We start from the raw sequence: 23787 nt of genomic DNA, 5'->3' as shown, positions 1-23787 counted from the left end.
ATACAACAAAAACAATAGGTCGCCCTACTGTTTCTTGTCGTCGAAATTGATAACGTGTTTGTTTTTAATAAAATAATCAAAGCCGGAATAAAGCGTAATAATTGCAGCTACCCAGCTGGCTACGAGATCGAAACGGAAATCGATGAAAGCAAACGGGAAGTTGTTGATAAGAAGCGCAATAATCGCCGTGATTTGCGTCGCTGTCTTCCACTTGCCCCATTTGCTTGCAGCCATGACGGTGCCTTCCAGCAGAGCGATTTGACGCAGGCCGGTGACTGCAAACTCCCGGCTGATGATCACAATCGCAATCCAGGCGTCCAGTTTATCCATCTCGACCAGAGAGATGAGTACGGCGGATACGAGCAGCTTGTCGGCAAGCGGGTCCAGAAGCTTGCCCAGATTCGTGACAAGCTTCCGTTTTCTCGCGATATAACCGTCAAGGCTGTCCGTGCTGGCCGCAATAATAAAGATCAGCGCAGCGATAATCTGATTGTACGTAATCGTAAATTGCTCGATCCGGACATGCGGGAATTTGACGTTAATGAGCAGGAAGAACATGATGATCGGTACTAAAAAAATTCTCGCCAACGTAATCCGGTTGGCTAAATTCATGCCACAACCTCCCCGGACAGATCAAATTCGAACGAATGCGTAATGCGAACCTTGGCAATTTCGCCGATCTGCAAATCGGCGCCGCGGGCAAACACCTCGCCGTCGATTTCCGGCGCGTCGAACTGCGAACGCCCGACATAAACATCGTTCCGGCCGTCGTATTTTTCGATCAGCACGTCGATCACTTGGCCGATCCGATCGCTGTTGCGTTCATTCGAGATTTCACGCTGTATTTCCATCAGCACGTTGGCCCGGTATTCCTTCACGTCGTCTGCCACTTGATCCGGCAACCGGGATGCCGGCGTATCCTCTTCCTTCGAATAGGTAAAGACGCCTAGCCGGTCGAACTTTACTTCGCGAACGAACGCTTTGAGCTTCTCGAAGTCTTCGTCCGTCTCTCCCGGGAAACCGACGATAATCGAGGTGCGAAGCGATACGCCCGGAATGCGGTCGCGGATTTTGCGGATCAGCTCCCGCGCGTCGCGCTGCCGTCCCGGACGGCGCATCCGCTTCAGGATGCCGTCCTCGCTGTGCTGCAGAGGCATGTCGATATATTTGCAAATTTTCGGATTGCCGGCAATCGTTTCGATCAGCTCATCGGTGAAAAATCCCGGATAAGCGTAATGCAGCCGAACCCACTCGATGCCCGGCACTTCGCTGACGCGGTTCATAAGTTCAGGCAGCTTGAACGAATCGTAAAGATCCGTACCGTAATTGGTCGAATCTTGCGCGATCAGGCTGATTTCCTTGACCCCTTGCGCGGCGAGCTGGGCCACTTCGTCCAAAATTGATTCGATGCTGCGGCTGCGGAACTTGCCCCGCATGATCGGGATGCTGCAGAACGTACAGGCGTTATCGCAGCCTTCCGCAATCTTCACATAAGCCGTATAACGAGGAGTGGACAAACGGCGCGGCAGCTTCTTCTCATAGTTAAACACCGGGTTACCGACAAAGATCGGTTTTTTCCCGGCCAGCGCTTCATCAATAATGTCGTTGATTTTATCGAAATCACCCGTTCCGACGATGCCGTCGATCTCCGGCATCTCGTTCATCAATTCCTTCTTATAGCGCTGAGTCAAGCAACCGGAAACGATCAAAGCTTTCAAATTCGCGGTTTCTTTCAGTTCCGCCATATCGAGAATCGTATTCACCGACTCTTCCTTCGCCGCGTCGATGAAGCCGCACGTGTTGACGATGATAATGGTCGCTTCTTCCTTCTCGGCTACGAGCTGGTACCCGCGTTCATGGACGAGGCCGGACATAATCTCGGAATCGACCAAATTTTTCTCACAGCCCAGGGTAACCACTTTGACTTTCTCTGTCATGAAATTTCCTCCAAAACGGCATGAAGCCTTTTACTTCTAATTGGGTCTGCTACAAGTATAATATACTCCCGCAAACAGTGTCAAAAACACGAAAAACCTTGCAGGTCTTAGAATCCGCAAGGTTTAAAGCCTACTCTGTGCCGTTAACGGAAATTGATGAACTGCAGCTCCAGCGGCAAATCGGCTTTGCGAAGCAGCTGCATGACTTGCTGAAGATCGTCTTTACTCTTTCCGGTGACCCGAATTTGATCGCCTTGAATTTGACTTTTCACCTTCAGCTTCGAATCACGAATCAGGATATTGATTTTTTTGGCAATGTCTTGATCGATGCCCTGCTTGACTTTAATCCGCTGGCGCACCGTGCTGTTCGCGGCCGGCTCAACCTTGCCGTATTCTAAATTTTTCAACGAGATGCCCCGCTTGGCCATCTTGGATTGCAGAATGTCGAGTACGTTCTGCAGCTTGAAATCGTCGTCCGAGACGACGACAAGCTCTTCCTTTTCCAAGGTGATGCTGCTCTTGCTGCCCTTGAAATCGAAGCGTGTGGCGATCTCTTTCTCCGCCTGGTTGATCGCATTGTTCATTTCCTGCATATCAAGCTTGGATACGATATCGAATGAATTTTCACTGCTCATGAATCGAACTTCCTTCCCGTCAAAATTTTACCAGTTTTTATTGTAACAAAAAAGACACCCTCTGCACAAAGGCAGCGCGTGTCTCCTTGGATGCCCGCCGATGCGGCTACGATTTCAGGAAGTCCACCTGCACGTTCTTCACGTTGGCCTGATTGCCGACCGGATAGCTTTGACCGTTAATGACAATCTCCATGGCGCTGGCTTTGCCAAAACGTAAATAAGCCGGATTGGCAAGTTCCCAACTTTTCACTTCCCCATTCTTCAATATTCCTTCGTGCAGCTGTTGGCGGCTTGTGCCGAGCTCGTCGATCTTCATCCAACACTCGTCGCCGACTACCTTCACCTCGATCTTGAGCTTATCGGTTCCGCTGACCGCATAAAAATCGGTCCCCCGCTCACTCTTGACCAGCTTCACTTCGTTCTTAGGCTCAGGCTCAGGCGCGACCGGTGCCGCTGCAATCGGCTCGGGCTGCGTTTGCGCGAGCTGTCCGCCGCCGTTTGCCCCCGTGCCCGGGGTTCCCCCGTTATCCGTTTTTGGCGCGGCCGGCTCGATCTTATCGGTAATCTGCTTCGGCAAATTGTTGCTGGCGTCGCTCGTGCCTTTGTAGTTGATGCTCATAAAGTAATAAATAATCCCCAAAATAAGGACGACAAAAGAGATCACCATGATGTTGGAGGCCCATTTGCCGATACGTTCCGTATTTCGGGTCGTCGATGTGCGCGTCGTGCGGATCGGCTCAACCTTATCCGTTTCCGTCGCAGGAATGACATTCTGATACATCTGCAGCACTTCGTTCGGATCGAGCCCTACGGCTTCGGCATAGCTCTTGATAAATGCGCGCACATAAAAATTGCCGGGCAGCACTTTGTAGTTGCCTTCTTCGATCGCTTCCAAATAGCGCTTGCGGATTTTGGTCACTTCCTGCAAATCTTCAAGCGAAATCTTCTTTTCCATTCTCGCTTTCTTCAATAACAGACCGAGATCGGTCACGCTTGTCACCCCTTCCCGTTATGAGTCGTATGCTTTGAACCTTTAGCCGGACATCCTCAATAGGAATCGAAGCCGCCGGTAAAACTTTCATAAGTAATCTCTTCATCAGGCGTCGTGCGCAGTTCGACGATGCAGTCGAAATGATCATACGTATATTCCGATTCCCGGATGAAAATATCCGGATGCTCGATCACTTTTGTGGACGGCATGCCCATAATGTCCTGGAGCAGCCCGTAATGCTTCTCGTTGGAACGCAGCGTGGATACGATACCGTCGATAATGAACACGTTGTTCGGGTTCATCTCGTCCTCGGATAGTTGACTGCGCACCGTCTGACGAAGCAAGGTCGAAGAAACGAACGTCCACCGTTTGTTCGCGCACACGCTGCCGGCAATGATGGACTCGGTTTTCCCTACCCTTGGCATCCCCCGCAAGCCGACAACATGATTGCCATCCCGCTTGAACACTTCGCCAAGAAAATCGACCAAAAGTCCTAGTTCGTCGCGCGTAAAGCGGAACGTCTTCTTATCGTCCGAGTCGCGTTCGATATAACGGCCGTGACGTACCGCCAAAATGTCAACCAATTTGGGCGTACGAAGAGCCGTTATAGTTATATTATCCACTTTTTTTAACATTTTACCCATTAATTCCACTTTTTCTTCATCATTCGTTTGCAGCAGCATGCCGCGTGTCCGGTCTTCCACCCCGTTGATCGTCACGATGTTGATGTCGAGCATCCCCATCAAAGAAGCGATATCGCCCAGCAAGCCTGGACGGTTCTTATGTATTCTATACTCCATATACCATTGCTTCTTATCGTTATATTCGTTCGTCATGTCCGTTCTCCGATCATAGAATGTTAGGTTTTGTACAAATGGGGATACGAAAAATATTCTACAATATTCGATAAATTCCTCCCGTTTCAGGCGGGTTTTCAAAAATTCTTCTTCACAACCGCTTCCCGCTGCTCATAAGGCTGCAAACCGGGGGTCCACGCCTGGTTCGAGAGGTTGTTCCTCAAGGTAACGAGAATTTCGTTCCAGTTCAATTCGACCGTCGTCTGCGCCATGTTAACAACAGGCACCTGCAAGCCGCGAATGCGCTGCAATTGACTTTTTTCCAGCGGCGCGAACACGACAATCCACGCAGGGCCGTGCGAGCGAACCTGAAACTGTAATTGACTGTACCAGCCTTCCGCATCCGCAAGCGACACGTATTCGGCCTCTTCCGACGGCGCCCATTCGGACGGAATCGGATACGCCGAGGTAGTCACCCATTCGATCGCCCGATCGGAGACGAGCTGCTGCCTGACCCATTCGTCCCATTCGCCGCGAAGCTGCGATTCCAGAACCGACTTCACCATGATATGCGAGCCTTGGATGGACAATGTCTGCCGGACAACCTGATCATCAAGCAAAATCCATTTGCGGTTTCCAATTTGCTCCGCTTGCGGAAGCGTCGCCTGCACCAGTTCATGACCAGCCACTACGATATAATCGTAGGCATGGGAACGGATCGCTTCCAATTGTTCTTCCGACAGCGTCGACACGTCAGCGAACCAATCGAAGGCGGTCTGATGGTGATCGCGCCAATCCACCAAAGCGGCTTGCAGCCGCTGCTTCGTATCGGGCGCCAAGTTCGGTTCGGTCACTACCAGCAGCGAAGGTTTGCTTTGCAGCAAGGCCGGATCGATGCTGGGAATATTTTTGCTGCACCCGGCGAGCAAACCGACGGTAAGGAACAACGCAATGATTCGGATAAGCCCTTTCATCTTTCTTACTACCCTCATTTCTGTATCTTCCGAGCTCTTCTCCTTAGTATATACGTTTCAAAACGCCATTCCAAGCTATGCGCAGGCAGCGCAAAAAAAGCCCCCTGGGAAGGAGGCTGGCTTAAAATGACGCTTATGATTAATTATTCGCTTTGGCAAGCTTCACCATAGCTTTGGCGAGCGTTTTTCTTTCTTGCTCGTCACATACATCCCACAGTTCTTTCAGGACGCGTTCTTCTTTGTTCTCGGGATCGACTTTATCGGATAAAAACTCGCCGATCTGGAACGCGAGTTTCGATATCGTCTCATCGCTCATCCCGGCTTTCTCTGCTTGCTCTACACGCTCTCCTAAAAATTCCTTCCAGCGTTCAAACACCTTCAGCACAGTTGCCATGCCGCAATTCCTCCTTTGAAGTGATATCGACGTTACAAAGGTTAGAATTCGCAAAACACGCAAAGTTTATACGGTTGGTCAGGTCAGCCATCCGCCGTTGGGACTTATGATTTGTCCGGTAATATAGCCGGATTCCGGCAGCGCCAAGAAATAAACGAGTGAAGCGATTTCGTCGGGTTGGGCGAACCTTCCCGCCGGAATGTCGTGCTCAAGCGCCGCTTTCTCCTGCGCGTCGAAGCCTGCCATCATCATCGTGTCCACGGCGCCGGGAGCGACTGCGTTCACCGTTACCGCCGAGGGCGCAAGCTCCTTTGCCAGTGCTTTCGTGAAGGCGTTGATCCCGCCCTTCGCCGTCGAATATGCGACTTCGCAAGAAGCGCCGGAGATGCCCCAAATCGACGAAACGTTAATGATCCGCCCGTATTTTTGAGCAATCATCGCGGGCATGAACTGCCGCGTCATCAGAAACGTACCTTTTAAGTTGATGTTCATAATGTCATCCCATTCCGTTTCCGTGACATCAGACAGCATCCCGTAATGGGAAATACCCGCGTTATTAACCAGAATATCGGGAATAAGTCCGTGCTGTTCGAGCTTCTCGCGCATACGTTCGATTTGATCGAGCGATCTTAAATCAGCGGTAACCGTCAGTACACGGGCTCCGTGCCGCATGCAGCTTCGGGCTGTCTCGTTCGCCGATTCATGCGACTGCAAATAATGGATGACAACGTTCATGCCGACGGAGGCAAACCGGCGGGCGATCGCCGCGCCGATTCCGCGGCTCGCCCCCGTTATTAGTACAGTTTGTTCGGTAAAAGATTTAATTCCGGTTGGTGTCATTTCGCCTCGCTTCGGACAATGGACGCTGCGAGCTGGTTCCAGTTGAAATGATCGGCCAGGCATGCATTCACATCTTCAAGCGAAAGCTGTTCATACACCGGCAATATGTCAAAAAGGTCCATATCCTTAAAACGGTATTTCGTAAACTCGTTGGCGATTGCCTCCGGCGAGTTCAATTGGCGGAGGAAAGCACCGATCTTCTTCTTCTTGCTCCGTTCAAAATCGGCGCGGTCGATGCCGGACGCTTTCACCTTGTCTATTTCTTCTTTCACCCGGTTGATCAACAGCTCCGGATCCTTGGTGTCGCCGCCGATTACCGAGAATGCGTATTGCTCCGCAATGTTGTATTCGGATCCGAAACTGTCGGAAATGAGCTGCTCATCATACAGCTTCTGGTAAATGGCCGAGCTGGGGCTGACGAGTATGTCGAGCACCACTTTCATCGCCAGCTCCCGCTTCATCATCTCACGGCCGCGAAGCGGTTGACTCGATTCCTTGCAGCCGAACAAGCATTTCGGCACGGAAACGGGCAGCGTGCTTTCCTTCCGCGGCGCCTTTACTTCACCAGGCTCCGTTTCAAACAGACGGTGAATCTCTCCCTGCGGCTTAAACGTCTTGGCCGCCTGGTTTTGCTTAACCAAATCCATTATTTCCTGCGGATCGACGCCGCCGACCACAAATAAGCTCATATTGGTCGGATGGTAGAACGTATGGTAGCATTCGTACAGCATTTCCTTCGTAATTTCCCCAATCGACTCGACAGTGCCGGCTATATCGATATGCACCGGGTGAACATGAAACATCGTTTCAATTAACCCGAAATAAACGCGCCAATCCGGATTATCCTGGTACATCTTAATCTCTTGGCCGATGATCCCCTTTTCCTTCTCCACATTCTCGTCCGTAAAGTAAGGATGCTGCACGAAATCAAGCAAGGTCGTCAAATTTTCCCGGATATGCCCGGTCGCCGAAAACAAGTAAGCGGTTCGATCGAAGCTTGTGAACGCATTGGCCGACGCGCCTTGGGCGGCAAATACGGAGAAGATGTCCCCTGTGGGCTCTTCGAACATTTTGTGCTCCAGAAAGTGGGCGATGCCGTCCGGCACTTTTTGCTCCGGCCGGCCTTCCACGCGGAAATGATTATCGATCGAGCCGTATTTGGTTGAGAACGTGGCGTATGTTTTTTGAAATCCTTCTTTCGGCAAAATGAATACCGTCAATCCGTTAGGAAGCTGCTCGCTGTAAAGCGTTTCCTTGACTTGCGGGTAAGGGATCGTTTGCATTTATTGTCCCCCTTTGCTGTCGGTTAAAAAATAAATCGTATCCAGCTCGGTTTGCCGGGCGATCCGCTGTATGTCGGCAGGCGTCGTCTGCTCCACCGCTTCAATCAGCTTCGGCACGGTGCGCTCCGCTCCCGACAACCGGTTATTGAAGTCGAAGGCGATTAACTCGAACGCTGAATCTTGAAGCTCGCGCAAATGTCCGGTTATCATCGCTTTCGTCTGCTGCAGCTCGGTGTCGTTAATCTGCCCGTCTTTCATCGCCTGAAGCTGGTCTTTAATGATTTGAACCGCCTTCTCGTAATTCCCGATCTCAATGCCGGATTGTATCGTGAGAATGCCTTTATGTCCATCCAGTCGGGACGAAGCGTAATAGGCCAGACTCGCCTTCTCCCTGACGTTTGTGAACAGCTTGGAGTGCGGATAACCGCCCAGAATGCCGTTGTACATGAGAGCGGCCGGATACGAATCGTCACCGTACGAAGTCGGGATGCGCAGCCCCATATTCAGCTTGCCTTGATTGAGGTCAAGGCGTTCCACCACTTCGTTCACCTTCGTCACTTGACGATGCTCCGCCTTCAAGGCATAGCCCGGTTGAGCGGTTCCGCGGCTGTCTCCAAGCTGAAAGGAACGCTCGATCAACGGGAGTACCTGGCTTAAACTGGTGTTGCCGACTACATACACGTCAATCGGGGCCTGAGCGAGCCATTGACGGTAACGGTTCGTCAGCAGTTCGGAATCAATGGCTGCCAAATCTTCAATACGACCGAGGGGATGCAGCCGATACGGCTCCTCCTTGCACATCTCCGCGATGCAGCGTTCGGCTGCATAGCGAATCTTATCGTTGACGATCGCTTCCAACCGCTTCTGGACGGTCGTTTTCTCCGATTCGATATATTTGGCCCTCAACCGATCGGCGTCCATCGCCGGTTGTGTCACCGCCTCGCCTAAAAACTGCAGCGCCTGTGACAGTAAAGATTCCTTGCTTGAGACAAAATCATCCTGAATAACGTCCATCCGAAACTGCACCATCTGATAATCGCCGCGCTTGTAAACGTCAAAGCCGAAGCCGGCGCCGTACAAATCGTCCAGCCGCTCCCGGAATTGTTTCGTTTCCGGATAAGCCCGGCTGCCCCGGCGCAGCACGAACGGAATCAAAGCGGTCGGCGTCACGGTGTCCTCCTTCAGCGGACACCCGATATATACGGAAATCGCAAACGTTTTAAATTGCTCGGTCGGGAGCACATGCACGCGTAGCCCGCGCACGGTTCCCCGTTCAAGTTGGATATGCTTCAAAGCTGCAACAACCCCTCTCGACATCGGTCTACCGCCTTTCCGGTTATTCCCATTATATTCCTCTATAAACAGAAGAAGCAACCGCAAAGCGGTCACTTCTTCGCCGAGTTATTTACAGGTTATTTGCAAAAGATATGTTTCCCTATCGTTTTCACCTGCGGACGGGTCCAAATCCACTTTGAAGTCGCCGTGGCCGGGTTAAAATAGTACAGGCAGCCGCCCGAAGGGTCTGAGCCGTTCAGCGCATCCTGGACCGCTTTGAACGACGTTTCGTTCGGCTCCAGCCAAATTTGGCCGTCAGCCACAGCCGTGAAGGCGCCCGGCTGGAAAATAACGCCTGAGACCGTGTTCGGAAAGCTCGGGGAGTTGACGCGGTTAAGGATAACAGCGGCCACCGCCACCTGCCCGATGTACGGCTCTCCTCGCGCTTCGCCGTGAACGGCGTTCGCCATCAGCTTCATATCCTGAAGCGATAGACCGAGTCTCGTGGACGGGGTCATGCCTGTCGGCGCAGGCGCCGTTCCGCCTGTACTCGGGGCAGCTCCGCCGCCGCCTGCCGCATTGTTCGCCGGAGCGTTGCCCTGCGAACTGCCGGTGACCCAAGGCGGAAGCTCGTCGTGCTTGGCCTTCCAGTCTTTGGTGGCTTCCCACAGCTTTACCTTTGTTTTGTCGCCGACAATGCCGTCAGCTTTCAGGCCGAATTCCGACTGGAACCATTTCAACGACCTTAACGTCTGATAGCCGAAGTCTCCGTCGACGTCTCCTTTATAAAAGCCTAGGAATTTCAAACGCCCCTGCAGCTCGTACACGTCTGCTGTTCCGGACGTTCCGTACCTGATTTCGTTCTTGCTGAACGTTTGCTCGGTATGTAAGCGGTGCTTGAGCTCCAACCCGGCAAATAACACAACTACCAAACTAACGGTGATGACAATCAATCGTTTGTTCATTCGCGGCAACTCACCTTTCCCACTCTCATGATGTCAGACCTATTTAAGGGTTATTATGAGAAAGGGATGCCGCTTCTATTCAATACTTTCGTAATGCATCCTTCAACCTCGCTAGGAGCTCATTCGGTTGATTTCGTACTGCTCCATGGAGATCAGCACCTCGCGGGGCTTACTGCCCTCGTACGGCCCTACGATCCCCCGCGCTTCCATCGTATCGATCAGCCGCGCCGCACGGGTGTACCCGACGCGCATACGGCGCTGCAGCAGCGATACGGACGCCTGCTTCGCCTCCAAAATGATTTGCACCGCTTGATCGTAAAGCTCGTCCTCAAACAGGTCCTGATCGTCCTGTTTCTCCTCCACAAGCGGTACCATATCTTCAACGTATTCGACCTGGCGCTGGGTGCGCACGAAATTACAAACGGATTCGACCTCCTGGTCGGATAAAAAGGCCCCCTGCACGCGGACCGGTTTGGACGCGCCCATCGGCAAATAAAGCATATCACCCCGGCCAAGCAGCTTTTCCGCTCCGGCTGAATCAAGAATCGTTCGCGAGTCGACTTGCGACGATACGCCGAAGGCGATCCGCGATGGAATGTTCGCCTTGATCACGCCGGTGATCACGTCTACGGAAGGCCGTTGGGTCGCAATCAGCAAGTGGATACCGGCCGCGCGCGCCATTTGCGCCAAGCGGCAAATCGCATCTTCGACATCATTGGCGGCGACCATCATCAGGTCGGCCAACTCGTCGACGATGACAACGATATAGGGCAGCGGAGCACCGGTTTGCGTTTCCACCAGCATGTTATTGTAGCCCTCGATATTTCGTGTGCCGCTCTTAGAGAACAGTTCATACCGCTTCTCCATCTCGACGACGACCTTCTTCAAGGCCAGCGAAGCGCGCTTCGGATCGGTGACGACGGGCGCCAGCAAATGCGGAATACCGTTATACACATTCAATTCGACCATCTTCGGGTCAATCATCAGAAACTTGACTTCATCCGGCTTCGCTTTGAATAAAATGCTCGTGATAATGCCGTTGACGCACACCGATTTCCCTGAACCTGTAGCCCCCGCAACCAACATATGAGGCATCTTCGACAAGTTGCCGACGATCGGCTGGCCGGAAATGTCGCGGCCGAGCGTGATTGACAGCTTGGAGGCGGCATCCTGAAAGGCTGCCGTCTCCATGACCTCACGCATCGTAACGATCGACACCTCGGTATTCGGCACTTCGATGCCGATTGCCGATTTACCGGGAATTGGCGCTTCCATCCGGATGTCCTTAGCGGCGAGCGCCAGCGCGATATCGTCGGTCAAGCTGACGATGCGGCTAACCTTCACCCCGACGTCAGGCTGAATTTCGTAACGCGTCACCGCCGGCCCCCGCACCACTTCGAGCACCTTGGCGCGGACGCCAAAGCTTTCCAGCGTCGCTTCCAGCTTGCGGGCGACCGCTTTGTAGTCCAGCGAATCGGCGCCTTTCCCCGAAGCCGGCTTGGATAAAAGCTGCAGCGAAGGCAGTTCGTAAGGTATCGTCAGCGGCTTCGTCTTGATGTCAAAGTCTTCACCGTTCGCGGTATCGAGGCTCTGCTGCTCTTGCGGCTGCGCCGCCGGATCGGCTGCTGCGGTCGCCGCCCCCGTAACAGAGGCTTGCGGCTGTCCGCTCAATTCGTTCTCGTCATAGCTTTCTTGCCGCACTTGTTCCTGAAAATCGCGAATAACCGGAATCGCCGAGTCGTATCCCGCGGCTTCTTTCGCATCGTTGCCATCGTTCGAATCGGGTTCTTCCCCGGCATAAGCGGAGTATACCGTTACTTCTTCGTCCGCCTCCGAGTACGTCTCATCCTTAGTTCGTTTCGAGGAAACGCGCGCTTTCTTCCCGCCGTCCTCCGAAGGTTTTAACAGCTCAAAGAACAAAGACCGTTTCTTGGCCGCGGATTTGCGAGCCTTAGGCTCCGGTCTGTACGTTTCTTCGTCGAAGTCTTCGTCGATCGGCATTGCGAGAACAGCCGCCGCTTTCTTCTTGCGCGCTGCCGCGGTCGCTGCGGCCGCTGCGGCCGCCTCGGATGCTCTGGCCGCTTTCCGCTCCATCATCTTCCGCTTTAGGAATTGCCCGAGCAGCGTATCCTTGAACGGCTTGCGTCCCTGCAGCCTGGCTGCCAGATCGCCGAACGACCACCCGGTAACCAGAATAAAGCCGGCTACAACCAGCGTAAATTGAATGAGCCGCGCTCCCAAATTGCCGAACATGAAATACAATGCCGCATACAGTAAGGAACCCGTCATCCCGCCGCCTACACCGTCGGTCAAGATGTTCTGGCCCTCTTCGGAAGGACTCAGCCCCTCGACCAGGCTCGTCCACGTCTGGAAGACGATCTGTCCTGCCGTGAAATCAGCCTTAGGGTACAGCTGTGTGAACAAGCTGATGTGGCTCATCAGCAGCAGGGACAGCATGATGAGCAAAATCCCCGACTTTCGGACCGTTCGCCAAATCGGCCACTGGCGCTTCATCATCGCGTACAACGCGACGTATATGAATACGAGAGGGATGACAAAATCCCACGTCCCGATCACGAACCGGAACAAATAGGTGAGCGAACGGGCCACCGAGCCTTCACGGGAAAGCGCGATGACGGATAACGTTAAGATCAGGATGCCGTACAGCTCAAATTTTAAATTGGTTTTGATACCTTTGCCACTCTTCTTCCTCTTGGCCAAAACCATTCACCCCCGTCAGCCTATTATACCATAAACTGGAGCGAAGCTGAACGGGACGCCTGCAAAAACGGTTAGCCGGGAAAGACCGGTTTAAATTCGATTAACCGGCCAGGGGTGTACTGCGGATTTAAAAAATCTTGCGGGTTGCAGCTTATGAGCCGTACGATGGTAGCCTGCGTTTGATTGATCGGCTGTACCTGCATCGTCACGCCGTTCATGACGATTTCCAGCAATTGCGTCGCCGACTCCATCGCGTCAATGCCTTCCATGACCTTGTCCATCGGCAATATCGTGTAATGCGTCATTGCACCACACCCCCGGAGAGTGTTTTCCGGCGTTCTTCGATCATGCTGTTTAATTTGCCGATGGCCTCCCCTATTCCCCCCAAGCTGTCGATGAGCCCGTATCTAACGGCATCCGTCCCGACGACGGTCGTTCCGATATCCCGCGTCAACTCGCCCGTTTTAAACATAAGCTCCTTGAATTTATCCTCGTCTACACGGGAATGCCGGGTTACGAAACGAATGACGCGCTCCTGCATTTTATCCAGATATTCGAACGTTTGCGGCACACCGATAACCAGACCGTTCAGCCGGATCGGGTGGATGGTCATCGTAGCGGTTTCCGCGATAATGGAATGGTTCGCCGACACGGCGATCGGTACACCGATACTGTGTCCGCCTCCAAGCACCAGCGTGACCGTCGGCTTCGACAAGGTGGCAATCATTTCGGCGATGGCCAGCCCCGCTTCCACGTCGCCTCCCACCGTGTTGAGAATGATCAGCACGCCTTCAATTTTCGGATTTTGTTCGGCCGCTACGAGCTGCGGGATCAGATGCTCGTACTTTGTCGTCTTGTTCTGCGGCGGCAGCACCATGTGTCCTTCTATTTGACCGATGATCGTCATGCAAAAGATATTCGATTCGCCGCTCGGCACGACGGTTTGACCCAGCTGCTGGATGGCTTCAACCGCTCCGTTCTTGCGATTTTCGTCCTGCCCCTGAGCTGTCTGCGGCTGTTGTTGCGGCTGTTGTTGCGGCTGTTGATCCTGTCTGTTCGTCAGCATGGCAAATTCCCCCTACTAAGTATCCAAATCTTCTTTAGTATGGTACGCTTCGCCAATAATATGCACGTATAGAAAAAGCTTCCTTACCCGGCAACGGCCGAACAAGGAAGCTTTAACGTTTATATAACTTAGGGTTCAAGTGACTAATGCGAGTGACTAGACTTCCATAATAATCGGGAGAATCATCGGTCTTCTTCTGGTTTGTTCATATAAAAATCGTCCGAGTGCATCTTTTACATGCGTTTTGAGCGATGCCCACTCATTTACGTTTTCATTCATCAGGCGATGGAGCGTGCTCGTCACGATCCGGTTCGCCTCGTCAAGCAGACCTTCGGATTCTCTCACATACACGAAACCTCGGGAGATGATGTCCGGACCGGACAAAATCGCACCATCCTGTTTGCTCAACGTTACGACGACGACCAGAATGCCGTCCTGGGACAGCAGCTTGCGGTCGCGAAGCACGATGTTGCCTACGTCGCCTACGCCCAAACCGTCGATCAAGATGTTGCCCGCCGGCACTTTCGAACCTTTGCGAGCGACGCCGTCTTGAATTTCGACGGTTTCACCGTTGTCCACGATGAAGATGTCTTCGCGCGGAATGCCGACGGATTCGGCCAACAAGCCGTGCTGCCGCAGCATCCGATACTCACCGTGAATCGGAATGAAATATTTAGGCCTCATCATATTCAGCATCAGCTTCAGTTCTTCTTGACTGCCGTGTCCGGAAACGTGCACACCGGTTATCGAGCCCGGTCCGTAAATTACATGCGCGCCGATGCGCATAAGCTCATCCACCGTACGCCCGACGTAACGCTCGTTGCCCGGAATCGGAGTCGCCGCAATAATGACGGTATCTCCCGGCAAAATGTCGACCTTGCGGTGCGTCGATCGAGCCATACGCGTTAACGCGGACATCGGTTCGCCCTGAGAGCCTGTCGACAAAATGGCTACGCGATCGCCTGCCATCTTGTTCACTTCTTCCGGCTCGATCAGCATACCGTCCGGAATGTTCAGGTAACCGAGTTCGCTGGCGATCGATACGACATTCACCATACTGCGCCCGATAACGGTCAGCTTACGACGCGTTGCCACGCAAGCGTCGACAACCTGCTGAATCCGGTGAATATTGGACGCGAACGTTGCAATAATGACGCGCTGCTTCGCTTTGCGGAACACCTCTTCGATTTCTGCGCCGACACTGCGTTCCGATCCGGTATAGCCCGGACGCTCGGAGTTCGTACTGTCGGACAACAGGGCCAGTACACCTTTTTGTCCGATAGCCGCCATTTTGTGCAAATCGGCGTACTGATCGTTAACCGGCGTTTGATCGAATTTGAAGTCTCCGGTGTGCACCACGTTCCCTTCCGGCGTTTCCAGGCAAACCCCGACGGAATCCGGAATACTGTGGTTCGTTTTGAAGAACGTCGCTGTAATGCAACCCATTTTCAATTCCGAATCCGCTGTGATCACATGACGCTTCGTTTCGCCAAGCAAGCCCGCTTCTTTCAATTTCGTTTCGATCAACCCCAAGGTTAACCGGGTTCCGTAAATAGGCACATTCAGATGCTTGAGTACATACGGCAAGCCGCCGATATGATCTTCATGTCCGTGCGTAATCAGAATACCGCGAACTTTATCGCGGTTTTCCGTCAAGTATGAAATATCCGGGATTACGATGTCGATACCGAGCATGTCCTCCTCTGGAAATTTCAAGCCGCAGTCGACAACGACGATGTCGTTCGCATACTGAATCACATACATGTTTTTACCGATTTCACCCACGCCGCCTAGGGCAAAAATCGAAAGTTTGTCTATATTTTTCTTTGACAACGTATAAACCTCCTTGGTTGATTTGACGACGATTTTCCATATGAACGATTAACCAATTCATAAACCGCACCAGTCACTTGCCACCATTATACATGAAAGAATCTTGCCATTACAAGTAAACCGTAAATACCGCTCATCCCTGTGCCGGGTACTGCTTAGCATCTCCTAAAAAAAGAAAACCGATGCCGCGAACGGCACCGATTCATCGAAGACTTCATGCAAATAGGGACGCAATGAATTGTCCTTCTTGTTCGGTCACATCCACGAGCGGGAGCCGTACGCCACCGACCGAAACCCCTCGAAGGTTAAGCGCATATTTCACCGGGGCCGGGTTGGGGCGGAAGAACAATCCGCTGAAAATCGGCAAAAGCTGCCCATGCAGCTTAGCCGCTTCCTGTACGTTCCCCTGCAAGTAGCAGTTTATCATATTTTTCATTTCTTTTCCAATTACATGACTGGCTACGCTGACCACGCCGTACGCTCCGACCGATAAGGCCGGCAGCGTCATGCTGTCATCGCCGGTATACACGCGAAACCCGGACGCAGCGCCGCTCACGATTTGCGTTAATTGGTCAGTGCCCGCGCAATCTTTCGTCGCGACGATGTTCGGAATTTGGGAGAGCCGAATCGTCGTCTGCGCATCGATGTTCACGCTAGTACGGCCCGGAACGTTGTACAAAATAACCGGAATCGAAACGGATTCTGCGATCGCTTTGAAATGCTGGTACAGCCCTTCTTGCGTCGGACGGTTGTAATAGGGTGCGACAAGCAGCAGCGCATCGACGCCGAGCTTCTCCGCTTCCTTGGACAAATGAATCGAGTGGGCCGTGTCGTAACTGCCCGTGCCGGCAATAATTTTCGCCCGTCCTCTCGCATGCGTAACGGCCGCTTTGAACGATTGCAGCTTCTCTTCCTTGGTGAGAGTCGGGGACTCCCCCGTCGTGCCGCAAATGACGAGGCTGTCGCTTTGTTGGTCGTCAATCAAATAGTCCATTACTTTCTCGAATTGTGCCCAGTCGACGTTAAGATTCTCATCGAACGGGGTAATCATAGCCGTTACCAGTCTTCCGAAATCCACGACCTTCTCCTCCTTACGAGCTTATTTATGCAGATTGAATTTTCGATGCAAAGCCCGTACCGCCCGGGCCATATCTTCCCCTTGCACCAACACCCAAATGGTTGTATTGGAGTCGGCGGATTGCAAAATCTGTATATCTTGGTCCGTCAACGCTTCAACGATCGTGGCCATAATGCCGGGAACGCCGTTCATGCCGCCGCCGACGATCGACACCTTGGCGCAATGTGACGTGATCAGCGGCGTCAAGCCGAGCTCGGCCAGCGCTTTCAAAGCGCGGTCCGTTTCCTGATCGAAGACGGTGTACACGACGCCTGACGGGTTGACATTAATGAAATCAACGCTGATCCTCTCTCTCGCCATCGCCTTAAACACGCGAAGCTGCAGATCGAATGCGCCTTCCTGCGCGGCTACCCGAATTTGGGAAATGCCGGGAACATGCGCGATTCCGGTAACGAAACGGTCATGAAGCGTACCCGATTGTTTCATCGCTTCGGGATGCGTGACAAGCGTTCCCGGGTGCTTGTTGAAGGTGGAGCGCACGCGCACCGGAATGCCGGCTTGCATAGCCATTTCGACGGCGCGCGGATGGATGACTTTCGCCCCTAAATGCGCCATATTGCAAATTTCCGTATACGATACGACATCCAGCGGCTTCGCATCTTCGACGATCCGCGGGTCCGCCGTCAATATGCCGCTCACATCGGTGAATATATCGACGATTTTGGCCTTCAGCGCAGCGCCTAGCGCCGTCGCCGACGTATCGCTGCCGCCCCGGCCGAGCGTCGTCAAATCCCCGCTTGACGTCTGGCCCTGGAAGCCGGCCACAATGACAACGTTTCCTTGCTCAAGCAGGTCCAAGATTCGATTCGGCACGATCGAAACGATCTGTGCATTCCCGTAGTCATCATTCGTTTGAATCCCCGCCTGCGCCCCCGTCAATGCGACAGCGGGGATGCCGTTCGCATGCAGCAGGCTGCAAAGCGTCGCTGCCGATATGAATTCGCCGCAGCACAGCAGCAGATCCTTCTCTCTTGCAGGTAAACAGTCTCCGTTCTTGCTTATCCAATCCAGCAAGGTGTCTGTCGCGTAGGGCTCACCCTTCCGTCCCATCGCCGATACGACAACTACGAGTTTGTACTCCTGGTTCAAAGCGTCTTGAATGTGTTCGATTACGTTTGCTCTAGCTTCGGCAGTGGAAAGGGATGTGCCTCCAAATTTCTGCACCAAGATCTTCATCAAAGATCTCCCCTTTCGGTTCTTCCATTACTTGCAGCAGCCACTTCGAATGTCTTCGATCAGCAGCTTGCAAGCAAAAGCTTGGCTTCCCGTACGAAACGGGAAGCCAGCCTCTTCGTTAGTTTTGTTCGATCGCGATGTACTCGGCGATTTGCACGGCATTCCACGCCGCGCCCTTCAACAAGTTGTCGGATACAATCCACAGGTTGAGCGCGCGAGGATTGCTCAGGTCGCGGCGAACGCGGCCGACGAACGTCTCCAGCTTGCCGGCGGCATCCGTCGCCAGAGGGTATACTTGCTCCGCCGGATTGTCCTGGAGGATGATTCCCGGTGCATCGGCAAGCAGCTGTTTCACTTCTTCGATGTCGAAATCGCTTTTCAGTTCGACATAAACCGACTCCGAATGACCGTAAACAACCGGAACACGCACACAAGTCGCCGTTACTTCAAGCGATTCGTCGCCCATAATTTTTTTCGTTTCGTTGATCATTTTCATCTCTTCGTAAGTAAATCCGTTCTCGACGAATTTGTCGATCTGCGGAATGGCATTGAAGGCGATTTGATGTTTTTTCGGCAGAGAACCAACCGGTAAAATTTGCGGTTCCACCTCATTGCCTGCGAGCACCTCACGGGATTGGCGAAGCATTTCGTCGATCGCGCGCGCACCTGCGCCGGATACCGCTTGATAAGTCGATACGATGATACGGGAAATCCCGTAGCGGTCGTAGAGCGGCTTCAGCGTTTGCACCATTTGGATCGTCGAACAGTTCGGGTTGGCGATAACGCCTTTATGTTCGTTCACTTTGTCAATGTTGACTTCCGGCACGACAAGCGGCGTTTCCGGATCCATCCGGAATGCGCTAGTGTTATCTACGCAAACCGTGCCATGCTTGATCGCTTCCGGAATGAGCGCTTTACTGACGTCTCCGCCTGCGCTGAACAGCGCGATGTCGACGCCCTGAAAGCTGTCCGGCGTCGCTTCCTGCACCGTAATTTCTTGACCTTTAAACGAAACCTTCGAGCCTGCCGAACGAGCGGAGGACAGAAGTTTAAGCTCTTGAATGGGGAAATTCCGTTCCGCCAGCAAACGGATGATTTGTTCTCCTACGGCACCTGTTGCGCCTACGACGGCAACGTTAAACAATTTTTGATTCGACATGTAGTTCTCTCCCCTGCAGTATGTTTGCCATAATCTATAAATTTAGTAATTAAAACGTTCAATCAGCATCGGCTGAAGCTGTTTGCCTTGGAGCGCCGCTTCGCACGTTTCCATAATCAAGTCCATGCGGGCCACGAGCGAATTCGGTTTGGCCGCCGGCGCATCTTGTCCGTAAGGGACGAAGTAGATGTTTTTCGTGATCAGCAGCTTGCCGACGTTCATGGCGTTCAATCCGAGCCCGTCATTCGTGGAAATCGCGAGCACAAGCGGACGTCCGTTCCGCATTTGCGCTTTGGCGGCCATCAGCACCGGGCTTTCCGTCATCGCATTGGCCAGCTTGCTCGTCGTATTTCCCGTGCAAGGCGCGATAACCATGACATCGAGCAGTTTCGAAGGACCGAGCGGTTCGGCATCTACAATTGAAGAAATAATATCATTTCCTGTGATCTCTTTCAACTGTTTTTGCCAATTTTCCGAGGTTCCGAAGCGCGTATCGGTCGTCATAATCGTATTCGAAACGATTGGCACCACCCTCGCTCCCTCGTCGACGAAACGTTTAATTTGCGGCATGACTTCCTCAAACGTACAATGGGAGCCGGTCAACGCGAAACCTACCGTTATTTTTGTCCAATCCATCAGGCATTCCTCCTAGTCGCTTCATCTTCCATGATGATGCGGATTATCGTATCCGCCATGATCCGGCCCGCCGTCTTCGGCGCCACGATGCCCGGCAATCCGGGAGCGAGCATCGCCTTGACGCCGCGCTTCTCCGCAAACCGGAAATCGGTGCCGCCCGGCTTCGAAGCCAAGTCGATGATGATGGCACGATGCGGAATGTTCGCAATAACTTGCGCCGTCACGATCAACGAAGGTATCGTGTTGTACAGGAAATCGACTTTGGACACATGGGAGATCAATTCCTTCGAATAAAAAGGATTCATGCCCATCTCCGTGGCGCGGGCAAAATATTCGGGCCTATTCACCCCGAATCTGACCTTCGCCCCCATCCCTTGAAGCGTCCGGGCAAGCGTAATGCCCGTACGGCCAAATCCGAGCACCATCGATTCGGAGCCGTGAATCGTAATGTCCGTGTTCTGGATCGCCATCATAATAGCGCCTTCCGCCGTCGGGATGGAATTGTAGATCGCCACGTCATCGCGGTCGAACAGTTCGACGAGTCCGATGCCGACAGTGGAACACAGCTCGCGTAAGTAAGGCTTCGCCATGCCGGTGAACACTTTGGCGTGTTTCGGCAAGGCGGCTATATGTTCATGTGACAGACGTAATTCCTTCGAAGAAAATATGCTTTCGACGCGTCCTTGGTCATCGGTTCCTACGGCTGGCAATATCAGGGCATCCAGGCTTTCTAAGGCTTCCGGCGTCAGCTCCGCCTTGGTGATCCCGCTGAACCCGTTTTGGAGATTGTCGAATCCGATCAGTACGACAGTGGCGTCCAGCTCGGAGCATTTGTGAATAATCTCGAGCTGTCTGGCGTCGCCGCCGATCAAACCCACATGAATCCCGGTCAGCATTCCTTTCACCTCTTTCTAAATCGCTCTCGATAACTTATCTTATGCGGTTGCCCAGAGATGGGTTCCAGCGCGGGAGAACGTCTGAAGAGGCGAAGCTTCGGCTCGCCGGGACTCTACAGGAAGAGCGGCAAGCACAAAAAAAGGACAGGGGCGCCCTGTCCTTCTCAATTCCCTATCGTTATTTTGTTCCCGTATGGCCAAAGCCGCCGACGCCGCGAACGGTGTCGTCAAGCTCATCCGTTTCAACCAGACGAATTTGCGGTACGCGCTGGAATACCATTTGCGCAATTCGTTCTTTCCGTTCGATGGTGAACGGTTCCCGGCCGTGATTAATCAGAAGTACCTTCACTTCGCCGCGGTAATCGGCGTCGACCGTGCCCGGCGCATTAAGCGTCGTTATCCCGTGCTTGAACGCAAGTCCGCTGCGCGGCCTGATTTGCGCCTCCAGCTCGCCCGGCATCGCCAGCGCGAAGCCGGTCGGGATCAGCGCCCGTTCGCCCGGCGCAAGCACAACCGGCTCGCCGACGGCGGCGTACAGGTCGAAGCCGCTCGCAAGCTCCGACATTTTCACCGGCAGCGGCATGTCTTCATTCCCCGGCAGCCGTTTAATCCGCACGTCAAACATCTCAGACAAGCTGATCCCTCCCGAACCCGTCAATCGCATCGTTCGACTGGCCTACCATCGCCAGCGCAAACGGAGTTGACAGCAAACTTGCGGTTAAAGCCTGAATTTGTTCCATCTCGACGCGTTCGATCCGCTCAATCATTTCGTCGAGGCTGTAATGTCTGCCGAGCATCAGCTCGTTCTTGCCGATGCGGTTCATCCGGCTGCTCGTGCTTTCCAGGCTAAGAATCAGACTGCCCTTCATTTGCTCCTTGCCCTTGCGCAGTTCAGCCGGAGTCAAGCCGTTGCGCTTGATGTCATCCAGCATCTCCATTGTCACCTTCAGCACTTCGACCGTTTGCTTCGGCGCGGTTCCGGTATAAATCGTAAACATCCCGCCGTCCTGATACGACGTATGATAGGAGTAGACCGAGTACGCAAGTCCCCGCTTCTCGCGAATTTCTTGGAACAACCGGGAGCTCATGCCGCCGCCGATCGCATTGTTCAACAGAATCATCGCGTACAGGCGCTCGTCGGTCACCGATAATCCGGGCAGCGACAAGCAGATATGATTTTGTTCCGTCTTCTTCTGGTAATATTCGAGCTCGCTATGGAAGCCGAGCGGTTCCCGCGTCTCCGGCGCCGCATCGCCAGCGAAGCCGCTGAAATGCTGCTCGATCAGCTTGAGCACGTCGTCGTTCACATTGCCGGCGATGCTGACAACCGTATTGGACGGCGTATAGTGCGTTTTCATATAGCTTCTCAAGGTGTCGGAGTTCATCGCAGCCAAGTTATCCTGCGTGCCGATGATCGTATACCCGAGCGTATGTCCGCCGAAAGCCGCACGTGCGATCAAATCGTGGACCATATCGTCCGGCGTATCTTCATACATCGAAATTTCTTCGTAAATAACGTTCTTTTCTTTCTCCAGCTCAGCCGGATCGAACACGGACCGGAAAAACATGTCCGACAGCACTTCTACCGCCAGCGGCAAGTGCTCGTCAAGCACCTTGCAATAATAACACGTGTATTCTTTCGACGTGAACGCATTGACGTTGCCGCCGATACCGTCGAAAATTTCGGCGATATCTTTAGCCGAGTATTTGTCGGTTCCCTTAAAGAGCATGTGCTCGATGAAATGGGAAATCCCGTTGTTCTTTTCATTCTCATTGCGCGATCCGGTTTTGACCCAAATGCCGAATGCGACGGAGCGGCACGTCGGAATTTTCTCTATGACGACACGCAGTCCATTATTGAGGGTATATTTGTCCAAGCAAAGAAGCCTCCTCATTCGTTCGGCTTATGCAGCCACCCGATTGGTATAATATTTAGATCTTAACATTATTGCCCTTTCGACTCAACTTCGGGAATGCGATCCGCCGAAATCACTTCGCTGACGGTGCCGAGCCGAAGTCCTTTGCTCTTGATGGCGTGAATCATCCCGGCCAGCGCTTCGCTGCTGGACGGCGTCGGATGCATCAGGATGAGCGATCCCGGCTCCACCCGTGTCGTCACTTTGCGAACAATCGATGCCGGCTCCGGCTTCTTCCAATCGATCGTATCGAGGGTCCAGAGAATCGTACGCAGCTTCAGCTCATGCGCCACCTCGACCGTCGTCTGATTGAAATCGCCGGAAGGAGGCGCGAATAGCTTGTTCGTCACACCTGCCTCCTTCAGCAGTTGTTCGGTCTTGGTAATTTCAGCCGTATTCTGCTCGCGGCTCAGTTTGCTCATATTTTTGTGAGAATACGCATGGTTCCCCAGCTCATGACCGCGTTCCGCAATTTTCTTCGCGGTTTCCACATTTTTCGAGAGCCATTTCCCATCCAGGAAAAAAGTCGCACGTACTCCTTCCTTCTCGAGCGTATTCAGCATGGGCGTAATATATTCATCTCCCCACGCAACATTGATCATCAAACCGACCATCCGCTTATGCGGGTTGCCTTTATAAATCGGATGCGGTCCCAATTGATCGAGCCCGATCTGCGGCGGCACCTCCCGAAGAACGATCGGCAGCGGCTGTCGAAACGATTGCGCTTCGGCTGCGGCCAATGACCGATCGATATCGACCTCGATCCCGTTGTAACCCGGCAGCGCCTTCCAGACCGGATCGATCTTGGCATTCACGGCAGGAACGTTCCGCTTCTCCGCCTCGGCGCGCAGGTAAGCGAGCGCCTGCGAGCGTGTGTCGCCCGCATCCTCCCGCCATACTTGCCTTGTGAGCGCTTTGAACGGATCTGCGAACGCGAAGGACCGCCCGGCTTCGCCTGCTTGCCGCGCATGCTCGGTAAACCGCTCCACGCCCGGTGATTGCTGAACGAACAACAGCATGCCGCCCAAACAGGCAGATGCCACCAACAGCAGTTGACGTTGCTTTCGATTCATAAGGGTTGTCTCCGTTCTTTTTGTTTGTCCCATTCATATGCAGGGGCAGACAAGTTTAGACCCGGAGAAGCCGATGCGTGCG

The 23787-nt window shown here is 53.2% G+C and carries 23 protein-coding genes; all 23 read right to left on the bottom strand.

Annotated elements, in window-relative coordinates; translation table 11 throughout:
- Positions 1-24: 24 nt before the first annotated feature.
- A complete protein-coding gene (gene pgsA / locus ACZ439_RS24875) occupies positions 25-612 on the bottom strand; it encodes a CDP-diacylglycerol--glycerol-3-phosphate 3-phosphatidyltransferase (protein ID WP_141333911.1) in 588 nt (195 codons plus the stop codon).
- A complete protein-coding gene (rimO, locus tag ACZ439_RS24870; RefSeq protein WP_141333910.1) occupies positions 609-1937 on the bottom strand; it encodes a 30S ribosomal protein S12 methylthiotransferase RimO in 1329 nt (442 codons plus the stop codon). The genes pgsA and rimO overlap by 4 nt, the downstream gene beginning before the upstream one ends.
- A 143-nt stretch (positions 1938-2080) precedes the next feature.
- A complete protein-coding gene (locus ACZ439_RS24865; RefSeq protein WP_127604460.1) occupies positions 2081-2572 on the bottom strand; it encodes a YajQ family cyclic di-GMP-binding protein in 492 nt (163 codons plus the stop codon).
- Between the two features lie 106 nt (positions 2573-2678).
- Positions 2679-3563, bottom strand: coding sequence for a helix-turn-helix domain-containing protein (locus tag ACZ439_RS24860; protein ID WP_054795804.1), 885 nt, complete (start codon positions 3561-3563; stop codon positions 2679-2681).
- A gap of 56 nt (positions 3564-3619) precedes the next feature.
- Entirely contained in the window at positions 3620-4399 is a 780-nt protein-coding gene (locus ACZ439_RS24855; RefSeq protein ID WP_372814085.1) for a DUF3388 domain-containing protein, read from the bottom strand.
- A gap of 98 nt (positions 4400-4497) precedes the next feature.
- Positions 4498-5352 (bottom strand): hypothetical protein, encoded by an 855-nt coding sequence (locus tag ACZ439_RS24850; protein WP_464620319.1) that lies wholly within the window; start codon positions 5350-5352, stop codon positions 4498-4500.
- Between the two features lie 121 nt (positions 5353-5473).
- Entirely contained in the window at positions 5474-5728 is a 255-nt protein-coding gene (locus tag ACZ439_RS24845; protein WP_054795802.1) for a DUF3243 domain-containing protein, read from the bottom strand.
- A 78-nt stretch (positions 5729-5806) separates the two neighbouring features.
- Entirely contained in the window at positions 5807-6568 is a 762-nt protein-coding gene (ymfI, locus tag ACZ439_RS24840) for an elongation factor P 5-aminopentanone reductase (protein ID WP_054795801.1), read from the bottom strand.
- The gene (gene yfmH / locus ACZ439_RS24835; protein WP_127604469.1) at positions 6565-7851 is read right to left on the bottom strand and encodes an EF-P 5-aminopentanol modification-associated protein YfmH; all 1287 of its coding nucleotides are present in this window, start codon (positions 7849-7851) and stop codon (positions 6565-6567) included. The genes ymfI and yfmH overlap by 4 nt, the downstream gene beginning before the upstream one ends.
- Positions 7852-9168 (bottom strand): EF-P 5-aminopentanol modification-associated protein YfmF, encoded by a 1317-nt coding sequence (gene yfmF / locus ACZ439_RS24830; protein ID WP_464620318.1) that lies wholly within the window; start codon positions 9166-9168, stop codon positions 7852-7854.
- A 95-nt stretch (positions 9169-9263) separates the two neighbouring features.
- Positions 9264-10091 (bottom strand): spore cortex-lytic enzyme, encoded by an 828-nt coding sequence (sleB, locus tag ACZ439_RS24825; RefSeq protein ID WP_054795800.1) that lies wholly within the window; start codon positions 10089-10091, stop codon positions 9264-9266.
- A gap of 111 nt (positions 10092-10202) precedes the next feature.
- Positions 10203-12818, bottom strand: a complete 2616-nt coding sequence (locus ACZ439_RS24820; RefSeq protein ID WP_372814083.1) for an FtsK/SpoIIIE family DNA translocase — start codon at positions 12816-12818, stop codon at positions 10203-10205.
- A 65-nt stretch (positions 12819-12883) separates the two neighbouring features.
- Positions 12884-13117: a YlzJ-like family protein gene (locus tag ACZ439_RS24815; RefSeq protein WP_127604477.1), complete on the bottom strand. Its 234-nt coding sequence runs from the start codon at positions 13115-13117 to the stop codon at positions 12884-12886.
- Positions 13114-13878, bottom strand: a complete 765-nt coding sequence (locus ACZ439_RS24810) for a ClpP family protease (RefSeq protein ID WP_054795799.1) — start codon at positions 13876-13878, stop codon at positions 13114-13116. Before ACZ439_RS24810 ends, ACZ439_RS24815 begins: the two co-directional genes overlap by 4 nt.
- A gap of 156 nt (positions 13879-14034) precedes the next feature.
- Complete coding sequence (locus ACZ439_RS24805) at positions 14035-15711, bottom strand: ribonuclease J (RefSeq protein ID WP_054799141.1); 1677 nt, start codon at positions 15709-15711, stop codon at positions 14035-14037.
- A 214-nt stretch (positions 15712-15925) separates the two neighbouring features.
- A complete protein-coding gene (gene dapA, locus ACZ439_RS24800; RefSeq protein WP_054795798.1) occupies positions 15926-16789 on the bottom strand; it encodes a 4-hydroxy-tetrahydrodipicolinate synthase in 864 nt (287 codons plus the stop codon).
- 21 nt (positions 16790-16810) lie between these two features.
- Entirely contained in the window at positions 16811-18025 is a 1215-nt protein-coding gene (gene dapG / locus ACZ439_RS24795; RefSeq protein ID WP_054795797.1) for an aspartate kinase, read from the bottom strand.
- 118 nt (positions 18026-18143) lie between these two features.
- Positions 18144-19184 carry an aspartate-semialdehyde dehydrogenase gene (locus ACZ439_RS24790; protein ID WP_127604483.1) on the bottom strand — a complete coding sequence of 347 codons (1041 nt, stop codon included), beginning with the start codon at positions 19182-19184 and terminating at the stop codon, positions 18144-18146.
- A gap of 42 nt (positions 19185-19226) precedes the next feature.
- Positions 19227-19820 carry a dipicolinate synthase subunit B gene (locus tag ACZ439_RS24785; protein WP_127604484.1) on the bottom strand — a complete coding sequence of 198 codons (594 nt, stop codon included), beginning with the start codon at positions 19818-19820 and terminating at the stop codon, positions 19227-19229.
- Positions 19820-20716 (bottom strand): dipicolinate synthase subunit DpsA, encoded by an 897-nt coding sequence (dpsA, locus tag ACZ439_RS24780; protein ID WP_054799139.1) that lies wholly within the window; start codon positions 20714-20716, stop codon positions 19820-19822. The genes ACZ439_RS24785 and dpsA overlap by 1 nt, the downstream gene beginning before the upstream one ends.
- Positions 20717-20894: 178 nt before the next feature.
- On the bottom strand, positions 20895-21341 hold the full coding sequence (dut, locus tag ACZ439_RS24775; RefSeq protein WP_054799138.1) for a dUTP diphosphatase: 447 nt from the start codon (positions 21339-21341) through the stop codon (positions 20895-20897).
- A 1-nt stretch (position 21342) separates the two neighbouring features.
- Positions 21343-22593, bottom strand: coding sequence for a M16 family metallopeptidase (locus ACZ439_RS24770; RefSeq protein ID WP_054795796.1), 1251 nt, complete (start codon positions 22591-22593; stop codon positions 21343-21345).
- 68 nt (positions 22594-22661) lie between these two features.
- A complete protein-coding gene (locus tag ACZ439_RS24765; protein ID WP_127604487.1) occupies positions 22662-23705 on the bottom strand; it encodes a polysaccharide deacetylase family protein in 1044 nt (347 codons plus the stop codon).
- Positions 23706-23787: the final 82 nt, after the last annotated feature.

Source organism: Paenibacillus sp. JCM 9796 (assembly GCF_055379675.1).
Note: the sequence above shows the minus strand (reverse complement) of the source record. Positions and strands in the feature narration are given on the sequence as shown.

Bases quoted from the DNA above. Each gene is read 5' to 3' on its own strand.
- pgsA (WP_141333911.1), bottom strand. From the start codon at position 612: ATGAATTTAGCCAACCGGATTACGTTGGCGAGAATTTTTTTAGTACCG.
- rimO (WP_141333910.1), bottom strand. From the start codon at position 1,937: ATGACAGAGAAAGTCAAAGTGGTTACCCTGGGCTGTGAGAAAAATTTG.
- ACZ439_RS24865 (WP_127604460.1), bottom strand. From the start codon at position 2,572: ATGAGCAGTGAAAATTCATTCGATATCGTATCCAAGCTTGATATGCAG.
- ACZ439_RS24855 (WP_372814085.1), bottom strand. From the start codon at position 4,399: ATGACGAACGAATATAACGATAAGAAGCAATGGTATATGGAGTATAGA.
- ACZ439_RS24850 (WP_464620319.1), bottom strand. From the start codon at position 5,352: ATGAGGGTAGTAAGAAAGATGAAAGGGCTTATCCGAATCATTGCGTTG.
- ACZ439_RS24845 (WP_054795802.1), bottom strand. From the start codon at position 5,728: ATGGCAACTGTGCTGAAGGTGTTTGAACGCTGGAAGGAATTTTTAGGA.
- ymfI (WP_054795801.1), bottom strand. From the start codon at position 6,568: ATGACACCAACCGGAATTAAATCTTTTACCGAACAAACTGTACTAATA.
- yfmH (WP_127604469.1), bottom strand. From the start codon at position 7,851: ATGCAAACGATCCCTTACCCGCAAGTCAAGGAAACGCTTTACAGCGAG.
- yfmF (WP_464620318.1), bottom strand. From the start codon at position 9,168: ATGTCGAGAGGGGTTGTTGCAGCTTTGAAGCATATCCAACTTGAACGG.
- sleB (WP_054795800.1), bottom strand. From the start codon at position 10,091: ATGAACAAACGATTGATTGTCATCACCGTTAGTTTGGTAGTTGTGTTA.
- ACZ439_RS24820 (WP_372814083.1), bottom strand. From the start codon at position 12,818: ATGGTTTTGGCCAAGAGGAAGAAGAGTGGCAAAGGTATCAAAACCAAT.
- ACZ439_RS24815 (WP_127604477.1), bottom strand. From the start codon at position 13,117: ATGACGCATTACACGATATTGCCGATGGACAAGGTCATGGAAGGCATT.
- ACZ439_RS24810 (WP_054795799.1), bottom strand. From the start codon at position 13,878: ATGCTGACGAACAGACAGGATCAACAGCCGCAACAACAGCCGCAACAA.
- dapG (WP_054795797.1), bottom strand. From the start codon at position 18,025: ATGAAGATCTTGGTGCAGAAATTTGGAGGCACATCCCTTTCCACTGCC.
- ACZ439_RS24790 (WP_127604483.1), bottom strand. From the start codon at position 19,184: ATGTCGAATCAAAAATTGTTTAACGTTGCCGTCGTAGGCGCAACAGGT.
- ACZ439_RS24785 (WP_127604484.1), bottom strand. From the start codon at position 19,820: ATGGATTGGACAAAAATAACGGTAGGTTTCGCGTTGACCGGCTCCCAT.
- dpsA (WP_054799139.1), bottom strand. From the start codon at position 20,716: ATGCTGACCGGGATTCATGTGGGTTTGATCGGCGGCGACGCCAGACAG.
- dut (WP_054799138.1), bottom strand. From the start codon at position 21,341: ATGTTTGACGTGCGGATTAAACGGCTGCCGGGGAATGAAGACATGCCG.
- ACZ439_RS24765 (WP_127604487.1), bottom strand. From the start codon at position 23,705: ATGAATCGAAAGCAACGTCAACTGCTGTTGGTGGCATCTGCCTGTTTG.